The sequence below is a fragment of the Pseudomonas sp. GW821-FHT09C08 genome, from assembly GCF_059418125.1.
Genome location: NZ_JBWKPG010000006.1, coordinates 197,281 through 219,154, shown reverse-complemented (window position 1 = coordinate 219,154; position 21,874 = coordinate 197,281). Strand labels below are relative to the sequence as shown.

The 21,874-nt window shown below is 61.6% G+C and carries 21 protein-coding genes; 6 read left to right on the top strand and 15 right to left on the bottom strand.

The annotated features are described in order from the left end of the window. Window positions 1-62: 62 nt before the first annotated feature. Window positions 63-1,301 carry an acyl-CoA dehydrogenase family protein gene (locus AC07OJ_RS21780; RefSeq protein WP_495095171.1) on the bottom strand — a complete coding sequence of 413 codons (1,239 nt, stop codon included), beginning with the start codon at window positions 1,299-1,301 and terminating at the stop codon, window positions 63-65. A 268-nt stretch (window positions 1,302-1,569) separates the two neighbouring features. On the opposite strand from AC07OJ_RS21780, the gene sfnG reads away from it, so the two are divergent. Then, the gene (gene sfnG / locus AC07OJ_RS21775; protein WP_213552896.1) at window positions 1,570-2,655 is read left to right on the top strand and encodes a dimethylsulfone monooxygenase SfnG; all 1,086 of its coding nucleotides are present in this window, start codon (window positions 1,570-1,572) and stop codon (window positions 2,653-2,655) included. A gap of 4 nt (window positions 2,656-2,659) precedes the next feature. Here the strand turns inward: sfnG and AC07OJ_RS21770 are convergent, their stop codons facing one another. Beyond that, on the bottom strand, window positions 2,660-3,754 hold the full coding sequence (locus AC07OJ_RS21770; protein ID WP_495006146.1) for a peptidase C39 family protein: 1,095 nt from the start codon (window positions 3,752-3,754) through the stop codon (window positions 2,660-2,662). A gap of 94 nt (window positions 3,755-3,848) precedes the next feature. Here AC07OJ_RS21770 and AC07OJ_RS21765 point away from each other — a divergent pair, with 94 nt between their 5' ends. Both AC07OJ_RS21765 and AC07OJ_RS21760 read left to right on the top strand, forming a co-directional pair. Further along, complete coding sequence (locus tag AC07OJ_RS21765; RefSeq protein WP_065906589.1) at window positions 3,849-5,435, top strand: RimK family ATP-grasp domain-containing protein; 1,587 nt, start codon at window positions 3,849-3,851, stop codon at window positions 5,433-5,435. 6 nt (window positions 5,436-5,441) lie between these two features. Next, on the top strand, window positions 5,442-6,374 hold the full coding sequence (locus AC07OJ_RS21760) for a magnesium transporter CorA family protein (RefSeq protein ID WP_495095170.1): 933 nt from the start codon (window positions 5,442-5,444) through the stop codon (window positions 6,372-6,374). A gap of 84 nt (window positions 6,375-6,458) precedes the next feature. Here the strand turns inward: AC07OJ_RS21760 and map are convergent, their stop codons facing one another. Both map and AC07OJ_RS21750 read right to left on the bottom strand, forming a co-directional pair. After that, window positions 6,459-7,220 (bottom strand): type I methionyl aminopeptidase, encoded by a 762-nt coding sequence (gene map, locus AC07OJ_RS21755; protein WP_495095169.1) that lies wholly within the window; start codon window positions 7,218-7,220, stop codon window positions 6,459-6,461. Further along, window positions 7,220-7,420 (bottom strand): ParD-like family protein, encoded by a 201-nt coding sequence (locus tag AC07OJ_RS21750; RefSeq protein WP_027606410.1) that lies wholly within the window; start codon window positions 7,418-7,420, stop codon window positions 7,220-7,222. The genes map and AC07OJ_RS21750 overlap by 1 nt, the downstream gene beginning before the upstream one ends. Window positions 7,421-7,671: 251 nt before the next feature. On the opposite strand from AC07OJ_RS21750, the gene ilvA reads away from it, so the two are divergent. Continuing rightward, entirely contained in the window at window positions 7,672-8,694 is a 1,023-nt protein-coding gene (gene ilvA / locus AC07OJ_RS21745) for a threonine ammonia-lyase, biosynthetic (protein WP_495095168.1), read from the top strand. A gap of 233 nt (window positions 8,695-8,927) precedes the next feature. Then, the gene (locus tag AC07OJ_RS21740; RefSeq protein WP_495095167.1) at window positions 8,928-9,197 is read left to right on the top strand and encodes a DUF1652 domain-containing protein; all 270 of its coding nucleotides are present in this window, start codon (window positions 8,928-8,930) and stop codon (window positions 9,195-9,197) included. On the opposite strand, the gene AC07OJ_RS21735 is transcribed toward AC07OJ_RS21740, so the two are convergent. The 11 genes from AC07OJ_RS21735 to AC07OJ_RS21685 form a co-directional block, all read right to left on the bottom strand. Continuing rightward, window positions 9,194-9,592 carry a hypothetical protein gene (locus AC07OJ_RS21735; protein WP_120448406.1) on the bottom strand — a complete coding sequence of 133 codons (399 nt, stop codon included), beginning with the start codon at window positions 9,590-9,592 and terminating at the stop codon, window positions 9,194-9,196. The two genes, AC07OJ_RS21740 and AC07OJ_RS21735, sit on opposite strands and share 4 nt — an antisense overlap. Before the next feature lie 78 nt (window positions 9,593-9,670). Beyond that, window positions 9,671-9,940: a DUF2790 domain-containing protein gene (locus AC07OJ_RS21730; RefSeq protein ID WP_065906599.1), complete on the bottom strand. Its 270-nt coding sequence runs from the start codon at window positions 9,938-9,940 to the stop codon at window positions 9,671-9,673. 99 nt (window positions 9,941-10,039) lie between these two features. Beyond that, window positions 10,040-10,978: a carbohydrate kinase family protein gene (locus tag AC07OJ_RS21725; RefSeq protein WP_495095166.1), complete on the bottom strand. Its 939-nt coding sequence runs from the start codon at window positions 10,976-10,978 to the stop codon at window positions 10,040-10,042. Between the two features lie 12 nt (window positions 10,979-10,990). Next, complete coding sequence (gene xylB, locus AC07OJ_RS21720; RefSeq protein WP_495095165.1) at window positions 10,991-12,472, bottom strand: xylulokinase; 1,482 nt, start codon at window positions 12,470-12,472, stop codon at window positions 10,991-10,993. A 138-nt stretch (window positions 12,473-12,610) separates the two neighbouring features. Then, window positions 12,611-14,092 carry a mannitol dehydrogenase family protein gene (locus AC07OJ_RS21715; protein WP_495095164.1) on the bottom strand — a complete coding sequence of 494 codons (1,482 nt, stop codon included), beginning with the start codon at window positions 14,090-14,092 and terminating at the stop codon, window positions 12,611-12,613. A 16-nt stretch (window positions 14,093-14,108) separates the two neighbouring features. Then, window positions 14,109-15,212 (bottom strand): ABC transporter ATP-binding protein, encoded by a 1,104-nt coding sequence (locus tag AC07OJ_RS21710; protein WP_495095163.1) that lies wholly within the window; start codon window positions 15,210-15,212, stop codon window positions 14,109-14,111. A 37-nt stretch (window positions 15,213-15,249) separates the two neighbouring features. After that, on the bottom strand, window positions 15,250-16,080 hold the full coding sequence (locus AC07OJ_RS21705; RefSeq protein WP_032886872.1) for a carbohydrate ABC transporter permease: 831 nt from the start codon (window positions 16,078-16,080) through the stop codon (window positions 15,250-15,252). 10 nt (window positions 16,081-16,090) lie between these two features. Next, entirely contained in the window at window positions 16,091-17,017 is a 927-nt protein-coding gene (locus AC07OJ_RS21700) for a carbohydrate ABC transporter permease (RefSeq protein WP_065906617.1), read from the bottom strand. A gap of 123 nt (window positions 17,018-17,140) precedes the next feature. Further along, window positions 17,141-18,424 (bottom strand): ABC transporter substrate-binding protein, encoded by a 1,284-nt coding sequence (locus AC07OJ_RS21695; RefSeq protein WP_371920659.1) that lies wholly within the window; start codon window positions 18,422-18,424, stop codon window positions 17,141-17,143. 344 nt (window positions 18,425-18,768) lie between these two features. After that, the gene (locus tag AC07OJ_RS21690) at window positions 18,769-19,674 is read right to left on the bottom strand and encodes an AraC family transcriptional regulator (RefSeq protein WP_065906623.1); all 906 of its coding nucleotides are present in this window, start codon (window positions 19,672-19,674) and stop codon (window positions 18,769-18,771) included. Window positions 19,675-19,746: 72 nt separating this feature from the next. After that, the gene (locus AC07OJ_RS21685; protein ID WP_495095162.1) at window positions 19,747-21,036 is read right to left on the bottom strand and encodes a glycosyltransferase; all 1,290 of its coding nucleotides are present in this window, start codon (window positions 21,034-21,036) and stop codon (window positions 19,747-19,749) included. 159 nt (window positions 21,037-21,195) lie between these two features. Between AC07OJ_RS21685 and tpx the strand changes: the two genes are divergently transcribed. Continuing rightward, entirely contained in the window at window positions 21,196-21,696 is a 501-nt protein-coding gene (tpx, locus tag AC07OJ_RS21680) for a thiol peroxidase (RefSeq protein WP_120448412.1), read from the top strand. The last annotated feature ends 178 nt before the right edge of the window (window positions 21,697-21,874 follow it).

The window sequence follows — 21,874 nt, the reverse complement described above, 5'->3', positions numbered from 1 at the left end:
ACAGGGTCCAAAGGTGAGAGGGGGCAAGCCCCTCCCACATGCTGACTGCGATCAACCTTGATTCAGGCTTTCGCCGGCCCATTACCGATCTGCCACACAAACGGTGGCTCGGTCGCATTGATCACCCAGTCGCCGACGATCCGCGCCTTGTAGATCACCGGGTTGTGCGACGACACCGTGCGCGCATTGCGCCAGTGGCGGTCCAGGGACTTGCCCTGGCGCACATCCGACGCCCCCAGTGCATTGAACAGTTCGCTGGTGGCGCGCTGGATCAATTCCGACACCACCACCTGCGCCGTGGCCGACTCGATCTCGGCGGCCAGATTGGCCGCGTGCTCAGCCGCATCATCGCCGCCAAACCGCGCCAGGTAAGCCTGTTGCGCCGGCGCTGCGGCTCTCAACGCGCTGGCTTCGGCGGCATACACCAGCGCCGCGACTTCACCCACCACCTGCTGGACCTGTGCATCCTGGCTGACATGCGGCGCATTGCCGTGGCTGTAGATGCGTTTGCGGCTGCGCACCTGATGGGCGACATCGCGCAACGCGGCGCGGCCGATACCGGCGAGGCTGGCGAGCAGCACCAACTGGTAGAACGCGGTCTGGTATTTGAAGCGGGTAGCGAAGTCGATGACGTTGTCCGCCTCCACCACCGCATCGGTAAAGCGCGAGGTGCCGCTGCCGGTGGTGCGTTGGCCGAAACCGTCCCAATCATCGCTGTGCACCACGCCGGGCTGGCGCGCGCGCGTGGCGGCGATCACATCGCCGCCGGTGTCGCTGCGTTGGGCGTACACGTCGATCCAATCAGCGAAAATGCTGCCGGTGCTGTAGAACTTTTCGCCGTTGAGCTTCCAGTTATCGCCATCCGGGCTGACCTGGGTGACCACCTCACCGATGGCCACGGCGCCGATTTCAGTCCAGGCGCAACCGACGATATCGCCGTCGACAAAGCGCTTGAACCACAGGTCGCGGCCGGCACTCGGGGCGGCGTTGAGGCGATCTTCGGCAAACGCGAAATGCCCGCGCAGGGCCTGGGGCACGTTGGAGTCGGCTTCAGCCAGCTCGATCAGCAACTCGAACAACTGCGGCAGGGACGCGCCGCCACCGCCGTATTCCACCGGCACCCGCACGGCGCCGAAACCGGCTTGTTTAAGCCACTGGATCGGTTCATGGGGCAGGGTGCGGGTTTGCTCGCGCTCCACCGCACCCGCAGCGATACGCTGGAAAATCGGGCGAAAGCGCGCGGCGAGGGTGGTGTAGTCGACGCCGGTGGACAGCGGGTTGATGACGTGTTGTTCGGTCATGGGCAAAAGCTCCAGGGCAGTGATCAATGCCAAGGGTGATTGCACACTCCGTGCCGGGTGCCCGGGCCCATGTTTACGCGGGAGATGCTGCGCCAGCTGTTGCCCCAGCAACAGTGAACCGACAAACCGCCACGATCCGCGACAGGCGTCTGCGCCTGATCGCCGGCCGGGTTTTCCGCCGTAGCCCGCACGGCGCGTGCGTTTGCCCACGGCTGGCACGCTTGCTGCTCAACCCCTCGGTACATCCCTGTGTGCGAGGTAGTGATCGATGAGTCAGCAAGCCGTGAAATTTGCCTATTGGGTGCCCAACGTCAGCGGTGGGCTGGTGGTGAGCAAGATCGAACAGCGCACCCATTGGGGCATCGACTACAACCGCAAACTGGCGCAACTGGCCGAAGCCGCCGGCTTCGAATATGGCCTGACGCAGATTCGCTTCACCGCCGGCTACGGCGCCGAGAACCAGCATGAGTCCGTGGCGTTCAGCCACGCGCTGCTGGCGGCGACCACCACGCTCAAAGTGATTGCCGCGATCCTGCCCGGCCCATGGCAACCAGCGCTGGCGGCCAAGCAACTGGCAACCATTGACCAGCTCACCAACGGCCGCATCGCGGTGAACATCGTCAGTGGCTGGTTCAAGGGTGAGTTCCAGGCCATCGGCGAACACTGGCTGGAACACGACGAGCGTTATCGCCGTTCCGAGGAATTCATCCGTGCCCTCAAGGGCATCTGGACCCAGGACAACTTCACCTTCAAGGGCGACTTCTATCGCTTCAACCAATACACCCTCAAGCCCAAGCCGCTGGGCCAGCCGGAAGTGTTCCAGGGCGGCAGTTCGCGCGCGGCGCGCGACATGGCGGCGCGGGTGTCGGACTGGTACTTCACCAATGGCAACACCCCTGAAGGCATCAAGGCCCAGGTCGATGACATTCGCGCCAAGGCCGCTGCGAACAACCATTCGGTCAAGGTCGGCGTCAACGCCTTCATCATTGCCCGGGATACCGAGGAAGAAGCCCGCGCCGTGCTCGCGGAAATCATCGACAAGGCCGACCCGGAGGCGGTGAATGCGTTCGGCGACGCGGCCCGGCAGGCCGGCAAGGCTTCCCCCGAAGGCGAGGGCAACTGGGCCAAGTCCAGCTTCGAAGACCTGGTGCAGTACAACGACGGCTTCAAGACCAACCTGATCGGCACCCCGCAGCAGATCGCCGAGCGCATCGTCGCGCTCAAGGCCGTGGGCGTGGACCTGGTACTGGCCGGTTTCCTGCACTTCCAGGAAGAGGTCGAGTACTTCGGCCAGCGCGTGTTGCCACTGGTGCGCGAGCTGGAGGCCAAGGCCGCGATCAAGCAGGTGGCCTGAACATTCACCGGGTGAAGACCACCACCGCCGCGCGCAGCTTGTTATTGCCAAAGCGGCACATGCGCTCGAACTCCGCATGGCTGACCGGCAGGTGCTGGCAGTCCAGGGGCTGGCGGTGCTGGCTGTGGTCCACATCCGGGTCGTGCAGGTAGACGAAGTCGTCGTCGCAGTCGGTGACGATCACCCAATGCGGGGATTTCGAGCGGGTAAGGCGGTAGCTGCTGATCAACACCAGCGGCTGTCCGCCCTCCTGCAACAGCCGGGGCAAGTCCAGGGCGCCGCCGAAAACCTGCTCGACGTCGCTGCCTGCCAACTCTTCCTCAAACGCGGCATGCACCACGCGCATGACGTCCTTTTTATGCGGATCGCGTACGCCATCCAGAAACAACGGCCCGCGCACATTCACCTGCATCCGCACCCGAAAGCCCCGACGCCACGCCGCCAGAGCCAGGCCTTGCGGGCTGCAGCCGCCATGGCCGGCGGTCATGAACACGGTGGTCGCTTCCCGCCAGATCTGCAGCTCTTCGCGGCGCAGGGCCGGGCGCTCCGGGACCAGCGCGCCCATGGCCATCAACAGGCAGGCGGCGCCACAGGTGAAGTCGGTGGTCTGTTGGTAATACGGCACGCTGTGCGAGCGCGCATCCTGGTGCTGCAGGATGCGTTTTTCCAGGCGCAGGGCCGGGCTGTGGTCTTCGTAGTAGTCGTTGATCAGGGCAAAGCGGCGGTAGCCGTTGCGTTCATACAGGGCGAGGGCGCCGGGGTTGTCGGTGCGCACTTCCAGGCGCAGGTAGGCGCAGTCGTGTTCCACTGCGCAGGCCTCGATGCGGCTCAGCAGCTGTTTGCCCAGGCCCATGCCGCGCGCGTGCTCGGCGATGGCGATGGAGTACAGCCGTGCCAGCGAGGTGCCACGGTGGAACAGCACCAGCGCATAGCCGAGCAATTGCCCGTCCTGTTCCGCCACCAGCAACCGGCCATGGGCGCGGCTGACCATCCAGTGGAAACTGCGCGGTGACAGCCGGTCAGTGGTGAAACAGTGCTGTTCCAGTGCCACTAATTCAGGCACGTCCTCGGGGGCTGCAACGCGAAAGAAAAGAGCCATATGACCGCCGTAAAAGTTGCGTAACGAAACGGGACTTCTCTAAAAGATCGTGCTTAATAGAAAAGGTCGAGTTCTCTAAAGCGGATCAAATATTATGTCGGCGGTACAAGGTCATTGGCGTGAAGTATCCGAGCAAACTGTCGCGGCGACAATAACCAATAAGGGTTATTTTTCCGCACCCCCCAAAGGCGCCAGTCAAGTTGTGATCATTGTCGAGCGCAAGGAAGACTGGGCCTCCTACTTCCCCAGCGAAGACATCGTCACCGCGCAGGAATACCTGGAGCAAACCCGCGAAAGCGAGACCGGCAAGCGTGTGCAGGTGATCAACTTGTGCCGCAGCTACAAGTACCTGGGGCACGGCTATTACTGTTCATTGCTGGCTGAAGCGCGCGGGCACAAGGTGATTCCGTCGGTGCGCACCATCAGCGAGCTGACCAAGAAGTCACTCTACGGCCTGGCGCTGGATGACCTGGATAAAACCCTCGATAAAGCCTTGAGTCATCATCTCTACAGCAATACCGAAGGCTTTACCCTGACCCTTTACTTTGGTCGAACCAATATTGAACCGTTGCAGGAGTTGGCCCGCCAGTTGTTTGAAGCGTTCCCGTGCCCGATCCTGTTAGTTGAATTCAGAAAGAACAACGGCTGGCACATTGAAGGGGTCAAGTCCGGCGTACTGCACAAGTTGCGCGATGACCAGGAAGATCAATTCGCCCACGCCCTCGACAACTTCAGCCGCAAGATCTGGCGTCAGCCCCGTTCACGTCGTCTGGCCCGTTATGACCTGGCGATTCTTCACGATCCCCAGGAGCAGCTGCCGCCGTCCAATGCCAAGGCGCTGGAGAATTTCATCCGCGTGGGCAAGGGCCTGGGCATCGATGTGGAGTTGATCGAGCGCAAGGACTACTCGCGCCTGGCCGAATACGACGCCTTGCTGATCCGCGAGACCACAAGCGTCGACAACCACACCTACCGCTTCGCCAAGAAAGCCGAGAGCGAAGGGCTGGTGGTGATGGATGACCCGGCCTCGATCCTGCGCTGCACCAACAAGGTCTACCTCACCGACCTGCTCAACAGCCATCAACTGGGCATGCCCGCCACCGAGATTCTCTACAAGGAACGACCGGAAGATTTCGAACGGGTCGGCGAGCGCCTGGGTTTCCCGCTGGTGCTGAAGATCCCCGATGGCTGTTTCTCCCGGGGTGTGATCAAGGTCGAAAGCCAGGAAGCCTTGCTCAAGGCCACTGCCGAGCTGTTCGAACATTCGGTGCTGCTCCTGGCCCAGGAGTTCTTCTACACCGAATACGACTGGCGCATCGGCGTGCTCAATCGCAAGCCGATCTTTGCCTGCCAGTACTTCATGTCCAAGGGCCATTGGCAGATCTACAACCATAAGGCCATTGGCTCGGACATCAACGGCGAGTGCCGCACCCTGGCGGTCCACGAAGCGCCCAAGGCGGTGGTGGAACTGGCGGTGAAGACCGCCAACCTGATCGGCGACGGGCTCTACGGCGTCGACCTCAAGCAGTCCGGCGACAAGGTGGTGGTGATCGAGGTCAACGACAATCCCAACCTGGATGCGGGCATCGAAGACGCCTATTTGCAGGACGACCTGTATGGCCTGGTGCTGGAGGAATTCGTTCGGCGCCTGGAGTTGAAACGCCAGGGCCAGGTCTGGTGAGTCGCGATGATCCAGCGTTTTGAGCTAATCAATGGAAAACTGCTGGGCGTGGACAGCACCTTGGCGCCGATCCTGTTATTCAACAACCCTGACCCGAGCGAGCGTGAATGGCTGCGTGACCATCACAAGCTGGATGAGCATGCACTCGCGTCGGCCCTGGACCCGGACGAGGTCTCGCGCATCGAGTTTCACCCCGACAACCTGTTCCTGATCTGGAAGCGCCCGGAGAACTATTCCGGCGGCGGCAACCTGGTGTTCGAAGTGTCGTCCTGCGGCCTGCTGTTTTCACCCGGCCGGCTGCTGGTAATCGCCACCGATGAAACCCCGCTGAGCGGCCTGGGCCAGCGCCGGCCGCTGCACACGCCGCTCGACGTGTTGCTCGACCTGCTGCTCAACAACATTCATCACTACCTGGGCCACCTCAAGGTGATCAAGCTGGTCGCGCGCGAGTTGCAGCAGCAGTTCAATGCGTCGATGAGCAACCATCACCTGATGCAGATGTTCAACCTCAGTGAAAGCCTGATCTATTACATCAACGCGCTGCACAGCAACGGCGCCGTGCTGTCGCGGCTGCGCAACCACGCGGAAAAAGAGCACTTCAGCGCGGAAATCCTCGGCTTGATCGATGATCTGATCATCGAGAACCATCAGTGCTACAAACAGGCCGAGATCTATTCCAACGTGTTTTCCGGGCTGATCGATGCGCGCGGCAACCTGATGAACAACAGCATGAACAACCTGTTGCGCAAGCTGACGCTGATCAACGTGGTGTTCCTGCCGCTCAATCTGATTGCCAGTGTGGGTGGGATGTCGGAGTTCAGCATGATGACGGCGGGTACGCCGTGGTGGGTGTCGTACCCGTTGTTCCTGGCTGCGATGGGGTTGGGGGCAGGCTTGATGGTGCTAGTGCTCAAGCGGATGGCGGGCGCGGCGATGTAAAGGTGGCGATGCATCAGGCACGCCTCTGCGCTTGGTTTGGGGCTGCTGCGCAGCCCAGCGCGGGACAAGCCCGCTCGCCACAGATTACTCGCCTGGCGGTGTTTGCAGGGTCAGCACTTCAAAGCCATCCGCCGTCACCGCTACCGTGTGCTCCCACTGCGCCGACAGGCTGTTGTCCTTGGTCACCACCGTCCAGCCATCTTTCAGGCTGCGCACCTTGGAACTGCCCTGGTTAAGCATCGGTTCGATGGTAAACACCATGCCTTCGCGCAGTTCCATGCCGGTGCCGGGGCGGCCGAAGTGCAGGATCTGCGGGTCCTCATGCATCTGCTTGCCGATGCCATGGCCGCAGTATTCACGCACCACGCTGTAGCCGTTGGCCTGCGCGTGGCTCTGGATTGCATGGCCGATATCGCCCAGGCGTGCGCCGGGCTTGACCTGGCGGATGCCGGCCCACATCGCCTCAAAGGTTATTTCCACCAGGCGCCGCGCCTTGGGGGCGACGGTGCCGATCATGTACATCTTGCTGGAGTCGGCGATAAAGCCGCCTTTTTCCAGGGTGATGTCGATGTTGATGATGTCGCCGTCCTTGAGGATCTCCTTGGCGCTGGGCATGCCGTGGCACACCACCTCGTTGATCGAGGTGTTGATGGAGAACGGGTAATCGTATTGCCCGAGGCTGGCGGGGCGGGCCTGCAGGTCGTTGCGGATGAAGGCCTCGACGGCGCTGTCCAGCTCCAGGGTGGAACGGCCGGCGCTGACAAAACCGTCGAGCATGTCGAACACTTTGGCCAGCAGGCGCCCGGATTCGCGCATGACAGCCAGTTGGGCGGCGGTCTTGATCATCAGCTGCGCCCCCGGATCAGGTCGGGCTTGTCCAGCAGCAGTTTGTTGATCAACTCGTGGTAGGGCAGGCTGGGGTTCAGTTCGGCGAGCAGGCCGACCTTGATCCAGAACTCGGCCTGGGCGTTGATGGAGCGGTCCATGGCCGCACTGGCCAGGCGGAGTTGTTCGTGCAGTTGGTCGCTGATCTTGACGATGCCCATGGTCTTCACTGTGCTGGATTGATATACGAATCGTATATGTTTCGTATGCTTGAAGTAAACAGGATGTTGACTTGGTCCGGATGGCCGGTTAATTTCCTGGCATGACCTTCCAAGCCTTCCGCAGCCAGCCAAGCATTATTATTACCGCCATTCCTCATTTGGCGGGATAGCACACGGCTGCACCCAGACCCGCCCTTGAGGCGGGTTTTGTTTTTCCGTCTCCCGGGCTCTACACACACCAGGAGACACCCATGAGCAGCTGTCCCGTTCCTCCCCGCGCTGATGCAGGCCTGCTTGACCACTATGTGAAAAAGATCCTCGCCGCTCCGGTCTATGACCTGGCGGTGCGCACGCCCCTGCAAGCCGCGCCGGCGCTGTCGGCATTGCTCGGCAACCAGGTGCTGCTCAAGCGCGAAGACCTGCAGCCGACCTTCTCCTTCAAGATTCGCGGTGCCTACAACAAGCTCGTGCAACTGACCGCCGAGCAGAAGGCGCGGGGCGTAGTCACCGCGTCGGCAGGCAACCATGCCCAGGGGGTGGCGCTGGCGGCGCGTGAACTGGGGATCCGGGCGCGAATCGTGATGCCCGCGACGACGCCTGAATTGAAGGTGCTGGGCGTGCGCTCCCGGGGCGCCGAAGCGGTGTTGCACGGTGCCAGCTTTCCCTTTGCCCTGGCCCACGCGCTGCAACTCGCCGACGCCTCCGGTTATACCTTCGTGTCGCCCTTCGACGACCCGGATGTAATCGCCGGCCAAGGCACGGTGGCCATGGAGATCCTGCGCCAGCAGCAAGGGCCGCTGGACGCGATCTTCGTCCCGGTCGGCGGCGGCGGGCTGATTGCCGGGATCGCGGCCTACGTCAAATACCTGCGGCCCGAAGTGCGCATCATCGGCGTCGAGCCCGAAGGCTCCAGTTGCCTGTTGGCGGCCCTGCGCGCCGGTGAGCGTGTGGTGTTGCCGAGTGTCGACGGGTTTGCCGATGGCACGGCGGTCGCGCAGATCGGTGCGTTTGGTTTTGAAATCTGCCGGCAGTGGGTGGATGAAGTGATCACCGTGAGCAATGACCAACTGTGCAGCGCCATCAAGTTGATCTACGACGATACCCGCTCCATCACCGAGCCTTCCGGTGCCTTGGCGGTCGCGGGTATTCGCCAATACGTGTCAATGCGTGGCATAGCGGGGCAGACATTGGTAGCGGTTAATTCCGGCGCGAACATCAACTTCGATAGTTTGCGATATGTTGCTGAAAGAGTGGTCGCGCAAGGCGCAGTTTGATACCAGGCGTGGGGTTAAACGATTAATCGCAGCAGTTCGACGATTATTTCATCTATCCGGCCAAGCTTATATAAGGGTGCTGGGTGCTTATGAGGAATGGTTACAACGAGACTGGATTTTGCCGAGTAGGCTGGTGATGGTAAGCGTCTTCCAGGGGCGGCAAGACGCGGCAGGCACACGCTTGCCAGACTAAAAACAATCGATTGGCAGTCTCAGAAAAGGAGAGGTTGGCCATGCTTTCGGAATTAGAACTTCGCAGTATTATCGAAGGAAGTTTCCTGCCTAAACGGTGCGAATGCACCAAAGCCGAAGATGCCTCGCTGACGATCAAGGTCTATGACGACCGCGACCGTGACCGGGTGGATTTGGAAGTCAAAGGTATCAACGCCGACAAACTCGACAGCAGTCGAGCCTTGTGCAACCTGATCACCGGGTTGCGTGAAGACCTCAAGCACAGCCATGCACCCGTGCTGCAACGAGTAGCTGCGCGCAACCTGTACTAGATCGACGCTTGAGAGTGAGTGACCGAAGACCTGTGGGCCTGGATAAACGCCAGGCCCAATACGGTTTCCGTTGCCACCGCCAGCAGGATCCCAGGGCCTGCATTGCCATTGATCCACTCCCCGAACCCCAATACGGCCAGCACCAGGCAGCCGGCGATAAACCCGCTGGTCAGGGCGCGGCGTGTGTCTGAGGGTGGGGCAAGGCGAGCACGGTAGAACATGAGGCCGATGGCCAGGAACAGCGCGGCATTGCGGCGCGACACCAGCCCGGTGGCGCTGGAATACTCGACACTCCATAACCACAGCAGCAGGTCAGGACGCAGGCCCCAGACAAGTGCAAGGGCGAAGCAGAGCAGGGCGGTGAATGTTGCGAGAGAGCGGAAACTCAACTGCATGGCGAATCCCTTCAGCCGTATGACAAGCCCGCAAGACTACTCCTTCCTGTGCGGGCCTGTCCTGGGTCTTTCACCGGCTCAATTCTGGAAATCGCAGGCTTCGGACATTTTCCGATAGCTCACGTCTTCGACCTTGCCGGCCGTGTCCACAAACTTGATATCCGCCTTGATGACTTTGCAGTCATTGGTCTGGGCCTCGTTCATGGCCAGCACCTTGGCGATGTTCATCGGCATGCCGTAGTGGTAGGGCACAGGGGTGACGGTCGCCGTTTGATCGGCAGCCTGGGCCAGGCCCGACACCGCCGCCAGCGCCAGCGCGCCGCCAAGCATTAAAGTGCGCAGTTTCATGGTGGTTCTCCGCAAGTGAGTACACTTTCACTCTCGACTTGCGGGATTAACCGTCGATTAATTTTTGCCTGGCTGACAAAACCTTCATAAAGGCTGGATTCAGCCGAGTTGATCACGATACGGCAAATCCGGCCCAGTCTTGCCACACGTCAACGCGGCAGCGCAGATGGCGAAGCCGAGCATCGTGTCGATCTGCGTGCGGGTCAGTTGTTGCAGGCCCTCCACTGAATCCAGGTTTTGCTCGGTCAACCAGGCAATCAAGGCGGCCTGGAAGGTATCGCCAGCGCCGACGGTATCGGCCATCACCACCTTCTGCGCCGGTTGCGACCAGTTGCCGTGCTGGCGGCTGAAGACGCTGGCACCGTCGCCGCCACGGGTGAGGAATACCAGCTGGCAGCGGTGCTGCAGCCAGCCTTGCAGCACGCTTTCCGGCGACTGGTCGGGGTAGAGCAGGTGCAGGTCTTCGTCGCTGACCTTGATCAGGTCGGCGTGCTTGACCAGCTCCGCCACGCGCTCGCGCCACAGCTGGATATCCGGCTGGGGGTTGAGGCGTACGTTGGGGTCGAGGCTGATCAGGCGCTTGCCGCTTTCGCGCTTGACCAGGCTCAGCAGGGTGTCGCCGATCGGCTGCACCACCAGCGAGAACGAGCCGACATGCAGGCCGCGAATGTCCGCGCCCAGCGCCGGCAAATGGGCGACTTCGAGCAGGCGGTCGGCGCAGCCTTCGCCGCGGAAGTTGTACTGCGGTGAACCATTGGCGCCCACGGCGACCATCGACAACGTCGTCGGCGCGGCAAACTCCACCAGGAATTGTTCGCTGACGCCTTCATCCTTGAGCACCTGCAACAAGCGACGGCCGAGGAAGTCGGTCGACAGCCCGCCGAACAGCCCGGCATCGATGCCCAGGCGGCGTAGCCCGACCGCCACGTTGAACGGCGAGCCACCGGCAATTGCCTTGTAATTGACCTTGGAAGCCTGCCCGCTGGCATCTTCCTCGCTGAAAAAATCAAACAGCGCTTCACCGCACACCAGATACATAGTCGTTCGCTCTTAAAGGGTTGCTACTAGCTGTTGATAGCGCGCGTACGCCTGTTGGTAGGCGCTGACGCTGGCTGCCACCGGCAGGGTACGGCTGGCCGGGTCGACGCTCACGCACCGGTCGCACAGGCTGGCCAGGGATTCGCCGGACTGGCACCACGCCGCCTGGATCGCCGCGCCCAGGGCCGCCGCCTCGCTTTGTTCGGTGCAGACAACCTCGGTATTCATGATATCGGCGACCATCTGCCGCCACACCGGGCTTTTCGAACCGCCGCCGATCAAGCGGATGCGCAGGCTTTGCAGGCCGGTGTGGCGCAGCAGGTCGAGGCCGTAGCGCAGGCCGAAGGTGGTGCCTTCGACCACGGCGCGGCACAGGTTGGCGCGGGTCAGGTTGGTCATGGTCAGGCCGTGCAGGCTGCCGGTGGCGTGGGGCAGGGCGGGCACGCGTTCGCCGTTGAGAAACGGCAGCATGCTCACGCCGTCGGCGCCGATCGGGGCCTTTTCGACCAAGGCGTTGAACGCGTTGAGGTCCAGCTCGAACAGCTCGCGGATTACCCCGGTGGCGTTGGTCAGGTTCATCGTGCAGATCAACGGCAGCCAGCCGCCGCTGGAGGAACAGAAAGTCGCCACCGACGCCTGCGCACTCACGTTGGGTTGGTCGGCGAAGGCATACACGGTGCCCGAGGAACCCAGGCTCATGGTGATCACACCGGGGGCGATATTGCCGGTGCCGATGGCGCCCATCATGTTGTCGCCGCCGCCGCTTGAGACAAGCGCGTTGGGGTTGATGCCCAGGCGTTCGGCGATGGCCGGCAGGATCGTGCCCACCGCCTGGTCGGCGTCAATCAGTTCGGGCAGCGCGGCCTGCAGGCGACCGCTGGGGTCGATGTGCTGGAGCAGCGCCACGTCCCATTCACGGGAGCGCACATTGAAGTAACCGGTGCCGGAGGCATCGCCGTATTCCGCCACGGCGCGGCCGGTGAGCCAGTAGTTGAGGTAGTCGTGGGGCAGCAGGATATGTGCGATGCGCGCGAACACGTCCGGGTGCTGCTCGCGGGTCCAGAGCAACTTCGACACGGTGTAGCCTGGCGCGATGGCCACGCCGAGGCGTTCCAGCGAGCCACTTTCGCCGCCCAGGTAGTGCAGTAGACGATCATTTTCGGGCGCGGTTTCGGTGTCGCACCACAGCTTGGCCGGGCGCAGCACCTGGCCGCTGTCATCCAACAGCACCAGCCCGTGCTGCTGGCCGGACACGCCGATGCCGAGGATATCCTGGCCGTCGACGCCGGCCTGTTGCAAGGCGCGGTGGGTGGCTTCGGTAAAGGCGTCCAGCCACTCCTGGGTGTGCTGTTCGCGACGGCCATTCGCGCCGCTGATCAGTGTGTGCGCCGCAGCGCCGAGGCCCAGCACCTTGCCGCTGGACGCGTCGAGGACGATGGCCTTGGTGCCTTGGGTGCCGCAGTCGATACCGAGGAACAGGTTTTGCTGGGTCATGAGGGTGTGCTCAGCGGTGTTATTTTTTTGGATTGGCAACCCGGTCCAGTGTGGGAGGGGGCTTGCCCCCGATGGCTGTGGGTCAGTGAAGGATATTTGCCTGACACACCCTCATCGGGGGCAAGCCCCCTCCCACATTTAAACCGGTTTCTTCAGGAGGTTCTGTAGGGTTTCGGTGACGCCGTTATCACGCAAGCTCCCATAGCAACGCTCGAACGCTGCCACAAACTCCGGCGAGTTGGGAATAGCCGTGCCGAAAATCTCTTCCACGCCCAGCAAGCGTTGGCTGATCAGTGCGTCATCCGTCACCAGCCCCTGGCAGAATTCGGCGCGCGGATCGGGGATCTTGTAGTGCACGCCATTTTCATCCACGCCCTTCAGGTACAAGGCCCACGCGGCAACGACCAGCGCGGCGCGCTCGGTTTCACGACCGTCGGCAATCAAGCGGTTGATGGTCGGCACGGTGAACTTGGGAAACTTCGAGGAGCCATCCGAGCACACGCGCTCCAACTGGTCGGCAATCGCCTGGTTGGAAAAGCGGTCGACCAGGGTCTGCTTGTAGTCGGTCAGGTCGATACCCGGTACCGGCGCCAGGTTCGGCGTGACATCCAGGTCCATGTAGGCGCGCATGTACGCGACGAACAGCGGGTCGTTCATGGTCTCGTGCACGAACCGGTAGCCCTTGAGAAACCCCAGGTAAGTCAGGGCCAGGTGGCTGCCGTTGAGCAGGCCGATCTTCATCTCTTCATAGGGCGTCACGTCATCGGTGAACTGCACGCCGACCTTCTCCCAGGCCGGGCGACCGTTGACGAACTTGTCTTCCAGCACCCATTGCACAAATGGTTCGCAGACCACCGGCCAGGCATCGTCGATGCCGTGCTCGTCGTGCAACTGCAGGCGGTGGGCGGTGCTGGTCATCGGTGTGATGCGGTCGACCATGGCGTTCGGAAAGCTCACATTGGCCTTGATCCAGTCGTGCAGGTCGGCATTGTGCAGCGCGGCAAAGGCCAGCAACGCCTTGCGCGTGACGGCGCCGTTGTGGGGCAGGTTATCGCAGGACATCACCGTGAACGCCGGGGTGCCGGCGGCGCGGCGCTGGGTCAGCGCGGCGCAGATAAAGCCGAACACGGTTTTCGGTGCGCCGGGGTGCGCCAAGTCATGCTGGATCTGCGGCAGGTGGGCCATGAACTCGCCGTTGCTGTCGTCGATGCAGTAGCCGCCCTCGGTGATGGTCAGGGAGACGATGCGAATCTGGGGGCTGGCCAGTTTGTCGATCAGTGCCTGGGCGCTGTCTTCGGCGAGCAGCATGTCGCTGATCGAGCCGATCACACGCACTTCGGTGTCGTCGGTATCGCCCAGTTCATAGAGGGTGAACAGGTAGTCCTGGCCCGCCAGGTCGTCGCGGGCCTTGCGGTCCTCGCTGCGCAGGCCGACGCCGCAGATGCTCCAGTCCAGGCCTTCGCCGGTGTTCATCAGCGCATCGGTGTAGTACGCCTGGTGCGCACGGTGGAAACCGCCGACGCCGATATGGGCGATGCCCTGGGAGGTGCTGGCAATCGCATAGGCCGGGATGTTCACGTGCGGCGCCAGTTGGGTAAGGTTCTGCTTATTCAGTTTCATCACAACTCTCGCGAAATCAGGCGGCAGCGCGCAGTGGGCGGGCCACGGCTACACCGTCGGTGTCGAACAGATGGCAGTGCGCCGGGTCCAGGTGCAGGTGCAGCGTCTCGCCGTATTGGCTGGCCATGTCGCCACGGATCCGCATGGTCAACGGCTCGCCATTGGCGGTGATGACGTGGCAGAAGGTGTCGCTGCCCAGGCGCTCGCCGACGTCGGCGGTGACGGTCAGGGAGGTCTGGCCCGGCGCGGCGATTTCCAGGTGTTCCGGACGAATGCCCAGGGTCACCGCGCTGCCGACGCTCAGGGTCGCGCCGCTCAACGGCAGGCTGATGGTGGTGCCGGCGTCGAGTTGCACCTCGCAGCCGTGGTCTTCGACGCGCGTGACCTTGCCCTTGAGGAAGCCCATCTTCGGCGTACCCAGGAAGCCCGCGACAAACAGGTTGGCCGGCTGGTGGTACAGCTCCAGCGGCGAGCCCACTTGCTCGATACGGCCGCTGTTGAGGACCACCACCTTGTCGGCCAGGGTCATGGCTTCGACCTGGTCGTGGGTCACGTAGATCATGGTCGCCTGCAGCTCTTTATGCAGGCGCGCCAGCTCCAGGCGCATCTGCACGCGCAGGGCGGCGTCGAGGTTGGACAGCGGTTCGTCGAACAGGAAGATTTTCGGGTTACGCACAATCGCCCGGCCAATCGCCACACGCTGGCGCTGACCGCCCGACAGTTGCTTGGGCTTGCGCTCCAGCAACGGGCCGAGTTCGAGGATACGCGCCGCTTCGCTGACTTTGCTCTCGACCAGTTTCTTGTCGACGCCGGCCAGGTCCAGGGCAAACGACATGTTCTTGCGCACGCTCATATGCGGGTACAGCGCGTAGGTCTGGAACACCATCGCCAGGTCGCGCTTGGCCGGGGTTACTTCGGTGATGTCGCGGCCGTCCAGTTCGATGGTGCCGTCGGTGACTTCTTCCAGGCCCGCGATCAGGCGCAGCAGGGTCGATTTACCGCAGCCCGAGGGGCCGACGAAGACCACGAACTCCTTGTCGTTCACTTCCAGGTCGATGCCTTTGATGATCGAGAAACCTTCGAAGCCTTTTTGCAGATTCTTGATTTTCAGGTTGGCCATGATGGGCCTCCGCTTTGAATTTTTTATTGAAAGGCCGTTATTTCACGGCGCCGAAGGACAAACCGCGTACCAGCTGTTTCTGGCTGATCCAGCCAAAGATCAGGATCGGCGCGCAGGCCAGGGTCGAGACGGCGGACAACTTGGCCCAGAACAAGCCTTCAGGGCTGGAGTAGGAGGCGATCAGCGCGGTCAGCGGTGCTGCGTTGGAGGAGGTCAGGTTCAACGACCAGAACGCTTCGTTCCAGCACAGGATCAGCGACAGCAATACCGTGGACGCCAGGCCGCCCTTGGCGATCGGCAGCAGCACCCGGACCATTTCCTGCCACAGGGTGGCGCCGTCCAGGCGCGCGGCTTCGAGGATGTCCTTGGGGATGTCCTTGAAGTAGGTGTAAACCATCCAGACCACAATCGGCAGGTTGATCAGGGTGTAGATAATGATCAGTGCGATGCGCGTATCCAGCAGGCCGAAGCTCTTGGCCAGCAGGTAGATCGGCATCAGCACGCCCACCGGTGGCAGCATCTTGGTGGAGAGCATCCACAGCAGCGTGCCTTTGGTGCGCTTGGTCTCGTAGAAGGCCATGGAGTAGGCGGCGGGCACCGAGATCAGCAGGCACAGGGCGGTGGCGCTGAACGAAATCAGCACCGAGTTCCAGGCGTAGCTGAAGTAGTTGCTGCGCTCGTTGATGTGCAGGTAGTTCTCCAGCGTCGGCGTGAAGATGAACTGCGGTGGGGTAGCGAACGCATCGATTTCGGTCTTGAAGCTGGTCAGCACCATCCAGAAGATCGGGAAGAAAATCAGGATCGCGATGGCCCAGGCCAAAGTGCCGAGCAACAGGCTTTGCAGGCGGCGGGATTGTTGAAGCGTCATGGCGCGGCCCTCAAGGCTTGTCAGTCAGGTTTTTGCCGATCATCCGCACCAGGATGATCGCCGCGATATTGGCGATGACCACGGCGATCAAGCCGCCGGCCGAGGCCATGCCCACGTCGAACTGCACCAGCGCCTGGTTGTAGATCAGGTAGGCGAGGTTGGTCGAGGCGTAGCCCGGCCCACCGTTGGTGGTGGTGAAGATTTCGGCGAACACCGAGAGCAGGAAGATGGTTTCGATCATCACCACCACGGCAATCGGGCGTGCCAGGTGGGGCAGGGTCAGGTGCCAGAAGATCGCGATGGCGCCGGCGCCGTCCAGGCGTGCGGCTTCCTTTTGTTCCTGGTCGAGGGACTGCATGGCGGTCATCAGCAGCAGGATCGCAAACGGCAGCCACTGCCACGACACAATGATGATGATCGACAGCAACGGATAGTGCGCCAGCCAGTCCACCGGCTCGGCGCCGAACAGCTTCCAGACGGCGGCGAGAATCCCCGACACCGGGTGGAAAATCAGGTTTTTCCAGATCAGCGCACCGACGGTGGGCATGATGAAGAATGGCGAAATCAGCATCACCCGCACGATGCCACGGCCCAGGAACTCACTGGCCTCCAGCAAGGCACTGATCAACACGCCGAACACCACGCTGATCAACAGCACGCTGCCAACCAGCAACAGGGTATTGGTGGCGCCCGGCAGGAAGCCTGAGTCGGTGATGAAGTAGGTGAAGTTCTCCAGCCCCACGAATTGGTTTTCGCCAGGGTAGAGCAGGTTGTAGCGGATCAGCGAAAAGTACAGGGTCATGCCCAGCGGCACGATCATCCACAGCAGCAGCATGGCGACCGAAGGGGTGACGAGGAACCAGCCGGGGTTGGCCAGGCGGCTTTTGCGTGGCGTGTGAGGCGTGGTCGTTTGCACTTGGGCAGTGGTGGTATTCATAGGATCAGGACCAGTCAGGTACATGCAGAACGAGAATCGGAGCGCGGTCAGGGTGGGAACTGGCTTGCCTGCATCGCCGGCAAGCCAGTTCCCACATAAAGCAGTTACGGCGGTGTGCCGGCTTTATTTGGGATAACCCGCCCGCTTCATTTCACGCTCGGTGGTGGTCTGCGCGGCGGTCAATGCAGCATCCACCGTCTGCTGACCGGTCAGCGCACCCGAGAAGAACTTGCCGACCTGGGTACCAATCGCCTGGAATTCAGGAATGGTCACCAACTGGATCCCGATATACGGCACGGGCTTGAGGGTCGGTTTGGTCGGGTCGGCGACTTTCAGCGATTCGAGGGTCACCTTGGCGAACGGCGCGGCCTTCATGTACTCGTCGCTGTAGGTCGATTTGCGCGTACCTGGCGGTACGTTGGCGATGCCGTCGGTCTTGGCCACCAACTGGCTGTATTCCTTGGAGGTCGCCCAACTGGTGAACACCTTGGCGGCGTCCTTGGCCTTGGAACTGGTCGGGATCGCCAGTGACCAGGAGTACAGCCACGAGGTGCCCTTGTCGGTCTTCTCGTGCGGGGCAAAGGTGAAGCCGACATGGTCAGCCACTTTGCTTTGGGTCTTGTCGGTGACAAACGAGCCGGCCACGCTGGCGTCGACCCAGATTGCGCACTTGCCGCTGTTGAACAGCGCCAGGTTTTCGTTGAAACCGTTGCTGGAGGCACCCGGCGGGCCGGATTTCTTCATGTTGTCGACGTAGAAGTTCAGCGCGTCTTTCCATTCGGGGCCGGTGAATTCCGGCTGCCACTTCTCATCGAACCAGCGCGCCCCGTAGCCGTTGGCCAGGGTGGTGATCAGCGCCATGTTTTCGCCCCAACCGGCTTTGCCGCGCAGGCACAGGCCGTATTGCTCTTTGCTCTTGTCGGTGAGTTTGGCCGCGAATTCGCCGATCTGGGTCCAGGTCGGGTGCTCGGGCATGCTCAGCCCGGCGTCCTTGAACAGGTCGGTGCGGTAATAGGTGATCGAGCTTTCGGCGTAGAACGGCAGGGCATACAGCGAACCCTTGACGGACAAACCGTCACGCACCGAAGGGAATACATCATCGAGGTCGTAGGAAGCCGGCAGATCCTTCATCGGTTCCAGCCAGCCCTTGGCGCCCCAGAGTGCGGCTTCGTACATGCCGATGGTCAACACGTCGAACTGCCCGCCTTGGGTGGCGATGTCAGTGGTCAGGCGTTGGCGCAGCACGTTTTCTTCAAGCACCACCCAGTTCAGCTTGATATCCGGATGCTCGGTCTCGAAGGTTTTCGAGAGCTTTTGCATGCGGATCATGTCGCTGTTGTTGACGGTGGCAATGGTCAGGGTTTGCGCGCCAAAGCTGACGGCGCTGAGGGTCATGCATACAGTCATGCAAGAACAGGCAAGCAGAGTTTTTGCTGTGAACTTCATCGCGCACTCCATTTCTGCGCCCAGGGGCTGCAGAAGGACAGTTATTGTTGTTGTGTCTTCCCACGAACGGCCAGGAAGAGTGTGCGTTGATTACAGCCTTCAAATGGGGTTATGACAAATCCTTGGGCGCACTTGCACTGATACTTTTTTGCACTCGCATTGAAAGCAGCTGAAACGATTCGCCGAGTGTGTCCCCCGGCAGGCTGGCGATGCTCGTAGACGAATACGCGCAAACCTGGATCAACGCGGCGTTTGTGGGACGTTCGCCGGCAAGCCGGCTGCTACGGGACCGCGCAGCGCTCGGTTCAGGCCAGGTTCTGCTCGGTGAGCCGCTGCACCGCCAGGCGCCGATAGTGGGAAGGGGTCATGCCTTTCAATTGCTGGAAACGCCGATTGAAGTTGGAGATGTTGTTGAATCCCGACTCAAAGCACACGTCCGTCACCGCCTTGTCGCCATCGGCCAGCAGTTCGCAGGACTTGCTGATGCGCAACCGGTTCACAAACTCGATAAACGTGCGGCCGGTGGCCTGCTTGAACACCCGGGAAAAATACGTCGGCTTCATCCCCAGGTATTCCGCGACTTCCTCCAGCGGCAACTCGCGTGCGTAGTGGGCGAAGATGTAGTCCACCGCGCGGTTGGTGCGGTCCACGCTGTGTTCGTCAGCCAGGTGGGCGGTGTTTACCCCCGACAGCAACTGGTAGTCCTCACACGCGCTGAGCACCTCCAACAGAATGAAAAAGTGCCCCAGGCGCGCCATGCCCTGGGCATCCTCGATGCGCTGCATCAGGGTCATGGCCTGGGCGATGGTCTTTTTGCAGCGAAATTCGATGCCGTATTGCGCCCGTTCCAGCAGCGGCGTGAGCGTCTTGAGTTCGGCGAAGATATGGCTGCCGTGCTCGAACAGCTCATCGGTGAAGTTCACCAGCATGTCGCGCTTGGGCACCACTTCGTCTTCCTCGACCTGGCTGATCCAGTTGTGCGGCAGGTTGGGGCCGGTGAGAAACAGGCTTTCGGGGTAGAAATTGCCGATGTAGTCGCCGATAAACACTTTGCCCGAACTGGCGACGATCAGGTGCAGCTCGTATTCCTTGTGGAAATGCCAGCGCACCAGCGGGCAGGGGAAGCCGTGTTGGCGATAGATGATGGACAGACCGTTGTGATCGTCCATCAGCTCGTAGGAAGGGTCGGTGATTCGCGCTGCTCGGGTCATGCTGCCGTCGCTTTATTGTGGTTGCTGCCTGGGATAATGCCCCCTCGCGCGCGACCTCGCCAGCACCGGTGTTCAGGCGAGGCGGTTTTTGGCCTCGATCCACTGGGACATGTACTGCGTACTTTTATGCGCGTGATGGCGCAGCATGCTGCCGGTGAAGTTATCCCGGCGATGGGCGGCAAGGTGGCTGCGGCAGTGTTCCAGGCAGGCCACCAGTGCCGGGCCGTGCAGGTCCTGGTCATAGCGGCTGGCCAGTAACTGGCGGCCGCGCTCCTGCGCCTGGGTCCAGCGTTCGCGGTCCTGGTACAGGCTGACCGCGGCGGCGACGAATGCCTGCGCGTCCTCGGCGAGTACGCCGGGCCAGGCCTGCTCGTCACCCATGGCTTCGGCGCCGATCGGGGTGGTGATATTCGGCGTGCCACACAGCATCGCATCGGCCAGCTTGCCCTTGATACCGGCACCAAAGCGCAGCGGCGCGAGGCAGATGCGTGCAGCGGTCATCACTTGCAGCGCGTCTTCTGCCCAGTTCATCACGTGGAAGCCTTGCGCCGGGTTGTGCAGGGCCGTGGCCTTGGGCGGAGTGTAGGCGCCGTAGATATGCAATTGGGCGCCGGGCAATTGCTGACGGATCAGCGGCCACAGGCTGTTCTTCATCCACAGCACCGCATCCCAGTTGGGCGCGTGGCGGAAGTTGCCGATGCTGAGGAAGTGCGCGCGGTCTTCAAACGGCACAAACGCCGCGGTCGGCGGCTGCAGCATCAGCGGGCACCAGTGGAGCAGGGCGGCGGGCACCTTGAACTGCTCGGTGAGCAGGCGGATTTCGACGTCGGAGATCATCAGGCTGATGTCACAACGATAAATCGCGGCGATTTCGCGCTTGGCCAGGTCGGTGTCGGCCATCAACTCGAATTCCTCCCGCAGCGCGGGGGTGAACAGGGCGCTGAAGTCGTCAGTGTCGGGATGGGCCTTGAGGTGCGCCTTGAAGCGCTGCTGGCGCGCGTCCCGAAGGCTTTGCAGGTCGGAGGTCTCAAGCACGCGCAGGGCGTCGGGGCAGCATTTTTCCACGCGCCAGCCGAACTGCTCTTCCATCATGAAACGGTCGAACAGCACGATGTCCGGGGCCAGTTTGCGGATAAAATCGTCGAAACTGCTGTTATTCAGTTCAATCGCGCATTCGCGGATGCCGAGGGCGGGCAGGTCCGCCTTGTGTTCGCCGATGGTCGCCGGACTGCTGAAGGTAATGTCCCAACCTTGTGTAAGAAAACTCTCAAGGATCTGCATCATGTGCCCGCCCGCCGCCGAAGAGCGCGGCTCCGGCCAGACATAACCAATGACCAGGACTTTGGTGGCAGGCTGATTCATCAACAACGGCTTCCTTTAAAGGCAGGGCAAAAGCGCGCAATTAAACCACAACCCGGTGGCATGACAATTTGCGTCTGGTGGTAGGTAGCCACGGTACTTTGTGGTTAACTTCGGCCTCTCGAATTCGTTTAACCAAAACCCAGCATAAGGATTCTGTTCATGGCTCAAGTCACCCACCGTGGCAACCCAATCAAGGTTGAAGGCGAGCTGCCGCAAGTCGGTTCCCAGGCTCCGGATTTCATCCTCACCGCCGGCGACCTGTCGGACGCAACCCTGGCGACCTTCGCCGGCAAGCGCAAAGTGCTGAATATCTTCCCAAGCGTTGACACCCCGACCTGCGCGACCTCGGTTCGCAAGTTCAACGCCCAGGCCAATGACCTGAACAACGCCGTGGTCCTGTGCATCTCCAGCGACCTGCCGTTTGCCCAGGCGCGCTTCTGCGGCGCTGAAGGCCTGGAAAACGTGAAAAACCTGTCGGACTTCCGCGACCCGGGCTTCGCCGTTGATTTCGGCGTCTCCATCGCCGAAGGTGCACTGCGTGGCCTGACCGCCCGTGCCGTGGTAGTGCTGGATGAACACGACAAGGTCCTGCACAGCGAACTGGTCAGCGAAATTGGCCAGGAACCCAACTACGAAGCCGCCCTGGCTGTTTTGAAGTAACTGTTTCGGCGCATTACTGTCGTTTTGCAGTAACACGCGTGCTACATGATTGCGGCCTGGCCTAGTCCAGGCCGTTTTTATTTGTCGTTCAGGCGCTTAGCGAAATAGGCAATGGACTAAGGTCAGAAGTTAAAAGTTGTAAGCCCAAGGTAAATAGCCGGTAAAGGCGCTTTTCTTA

What these genes read in the sequence shown, in the direction of transcription:
- AC07OJ_RS21780 (WP_495095171.1), bottom strand. Translation starts at nt 1,301, where the DNA reads ATGACCGAACAACACGTCATCAACCCGCTGTCCACCGGCGTCGACTAC.
- sfnG (WP_213552896.1), top strand. Translation starts at nt 1,570, where the DNA reads ATGAGTCAGCAAGCCGTGAAATTTGCCTATTGGGTGCCCAACGTCAGC.
- AC07OJ_RS21770 (WP_495006146.1), bottom strand. Translation starts at nt 3,754, where the DNA reads ATGGCTCTTTTCTTTCGCGTTGCAGCCCCCGAGGACGTGCCTGAATTA.
- AC07OJ_RS21765 (WP_065906589.1), top strand. Translation starts at nt 3,849, where the DNA reads ATGTCGGCGGTACAAGGTCATTGGCGTGAAGTATCCGAGCAAACTGTC.
- AC07OJ_RS21760 (WP_495095170.1), top strand. Translation starts at nt 5,442, where the DNA reads ATGATCCAGCGTTTTGAGCTAATCAATGGAAAACTGCTGGGCGTGGAC.
- map (WP_495095169.1), bottom strand. Translation starts at nt 7,220, where the DNA reads ATGATCAAGACCGCCGCCCAACTGGCTGTCATGCGCGAATCCGGGCGC.
- AC07OJ_RS21750 (WP_027606410.1), bottom strand. Translation starts at nt 7,420, where the DNA reads ATGGGCATCGTCAAGATCAGCGACCAACTGCACGAACAACTCCGCCTG.
- ilvA (WP_495095168.1), top strand. Translation starts at nt 7,672, where the DNA reads ATGAGCAGCTGTCCCGTTCCTCCCCGCGCTGATGCAGGCCTGCTTGAC.
- AC07OJ_RS21740 (WP_495095167.1), top strand. Translation starts at nt 8,928, where the DNA reads ATGCTTTCGGAATTAGAACTTCGCAGTATTATCGAAGGAAGTTTCCTG.
- AC07OJ_RS21735 (WP_120448406.1), bottom strand. Translation starts at nt 9,592, where the DNA reads ATGCAGTTGAGTTTCCGCTCTCTCGCAACATTCACCGCCCTGCTCTGC.
- AC07OJ_RS21730 (WP_065906599.1), bottom strand. Translation starts at nt 9,940, where the DNA reads ATGAAACTGCGCACTTTAATGCTTGGCGGCGCGCTGGCGCTGGCGGCG.
- AC07OJ_RS21725 (WP_495095166.1), bottom strand. Translation starts at nt 10,978, where the DNA reads ATGTATCTGGTGTGCGGTGAAGCGCTGTTTGATTTTTTCAGCGAGGAA.
- xylB (WP_495095165.1), bottom strand. Translation starts at nt 12,472, where the DNA reads ATGACCCAGCAAAACCTGTTCCTCGGTATCGACTGCGGCACCCAAGGC.
- AC07OJ_RS21715 (WP_495095164.1), bottom strand. Translation starts at nt 14,092, where the DNA reads ATGAAACTGAATAAGCAGAACCTTACCCAACTGGCGCCGCACGTGAAC.
- AC07OJ_RS21710 (WP_495095163.1), bottom strand. Translation starts at nt 15,212, where the DNA reads ATGGCCAACCTGAAAATCAAGAATCTGCAAAAAGGCTTCGAAGGTTTC.
- AC07OJ_RS21705 (WP_032886872.1), bottom strand. Translation starts at nt 16,080, where the DNA reads ATGACGCTTCAACAATCCCGCCGCCTGCAAAGCCTGTTGCTCGGCACT.
- AC07OJ_RS21700 (WP_065906617.1), bottom strand. Translation starts at nt 17,017, where the DNA reads ATGAATACCACCACTGCCCAAGTGCAAACGACCACGCCTCACACGCCA.
- AC07OJ_RS21695 (WP_371920659.1), bottom strand. Translation starts at nt 18,424, where the DNA reads ATGACTGTATGCATGACCCTCAGCGCCGTCAGCTTTGGCGCGCAAACC.
- AC07OJ_RS21690 (WP_065906623.1), bottom strand. Translation starts at nt 19,674, where the DNA reads ATGACCCGAGCAGCGCGAATCACCGACCCTTCCTACGAGCTGATGGAC.
- AC07OJ_RS21685 (WP_495095162.1), bottom strand. Translation starts at nt 21,036, where the DNA reads ATGAATCAGCCTGCCACCAAAGTCCTGGTCATTGGTTATGTCTGGCCG.
- tpx (WP_120448412.1), top strand. Translation starts at nt 21,196, where the DNA reads ATGGCTCAAGTCACCCACCGTGGCAACCCAATCAAGGTTGAAGGCGAG.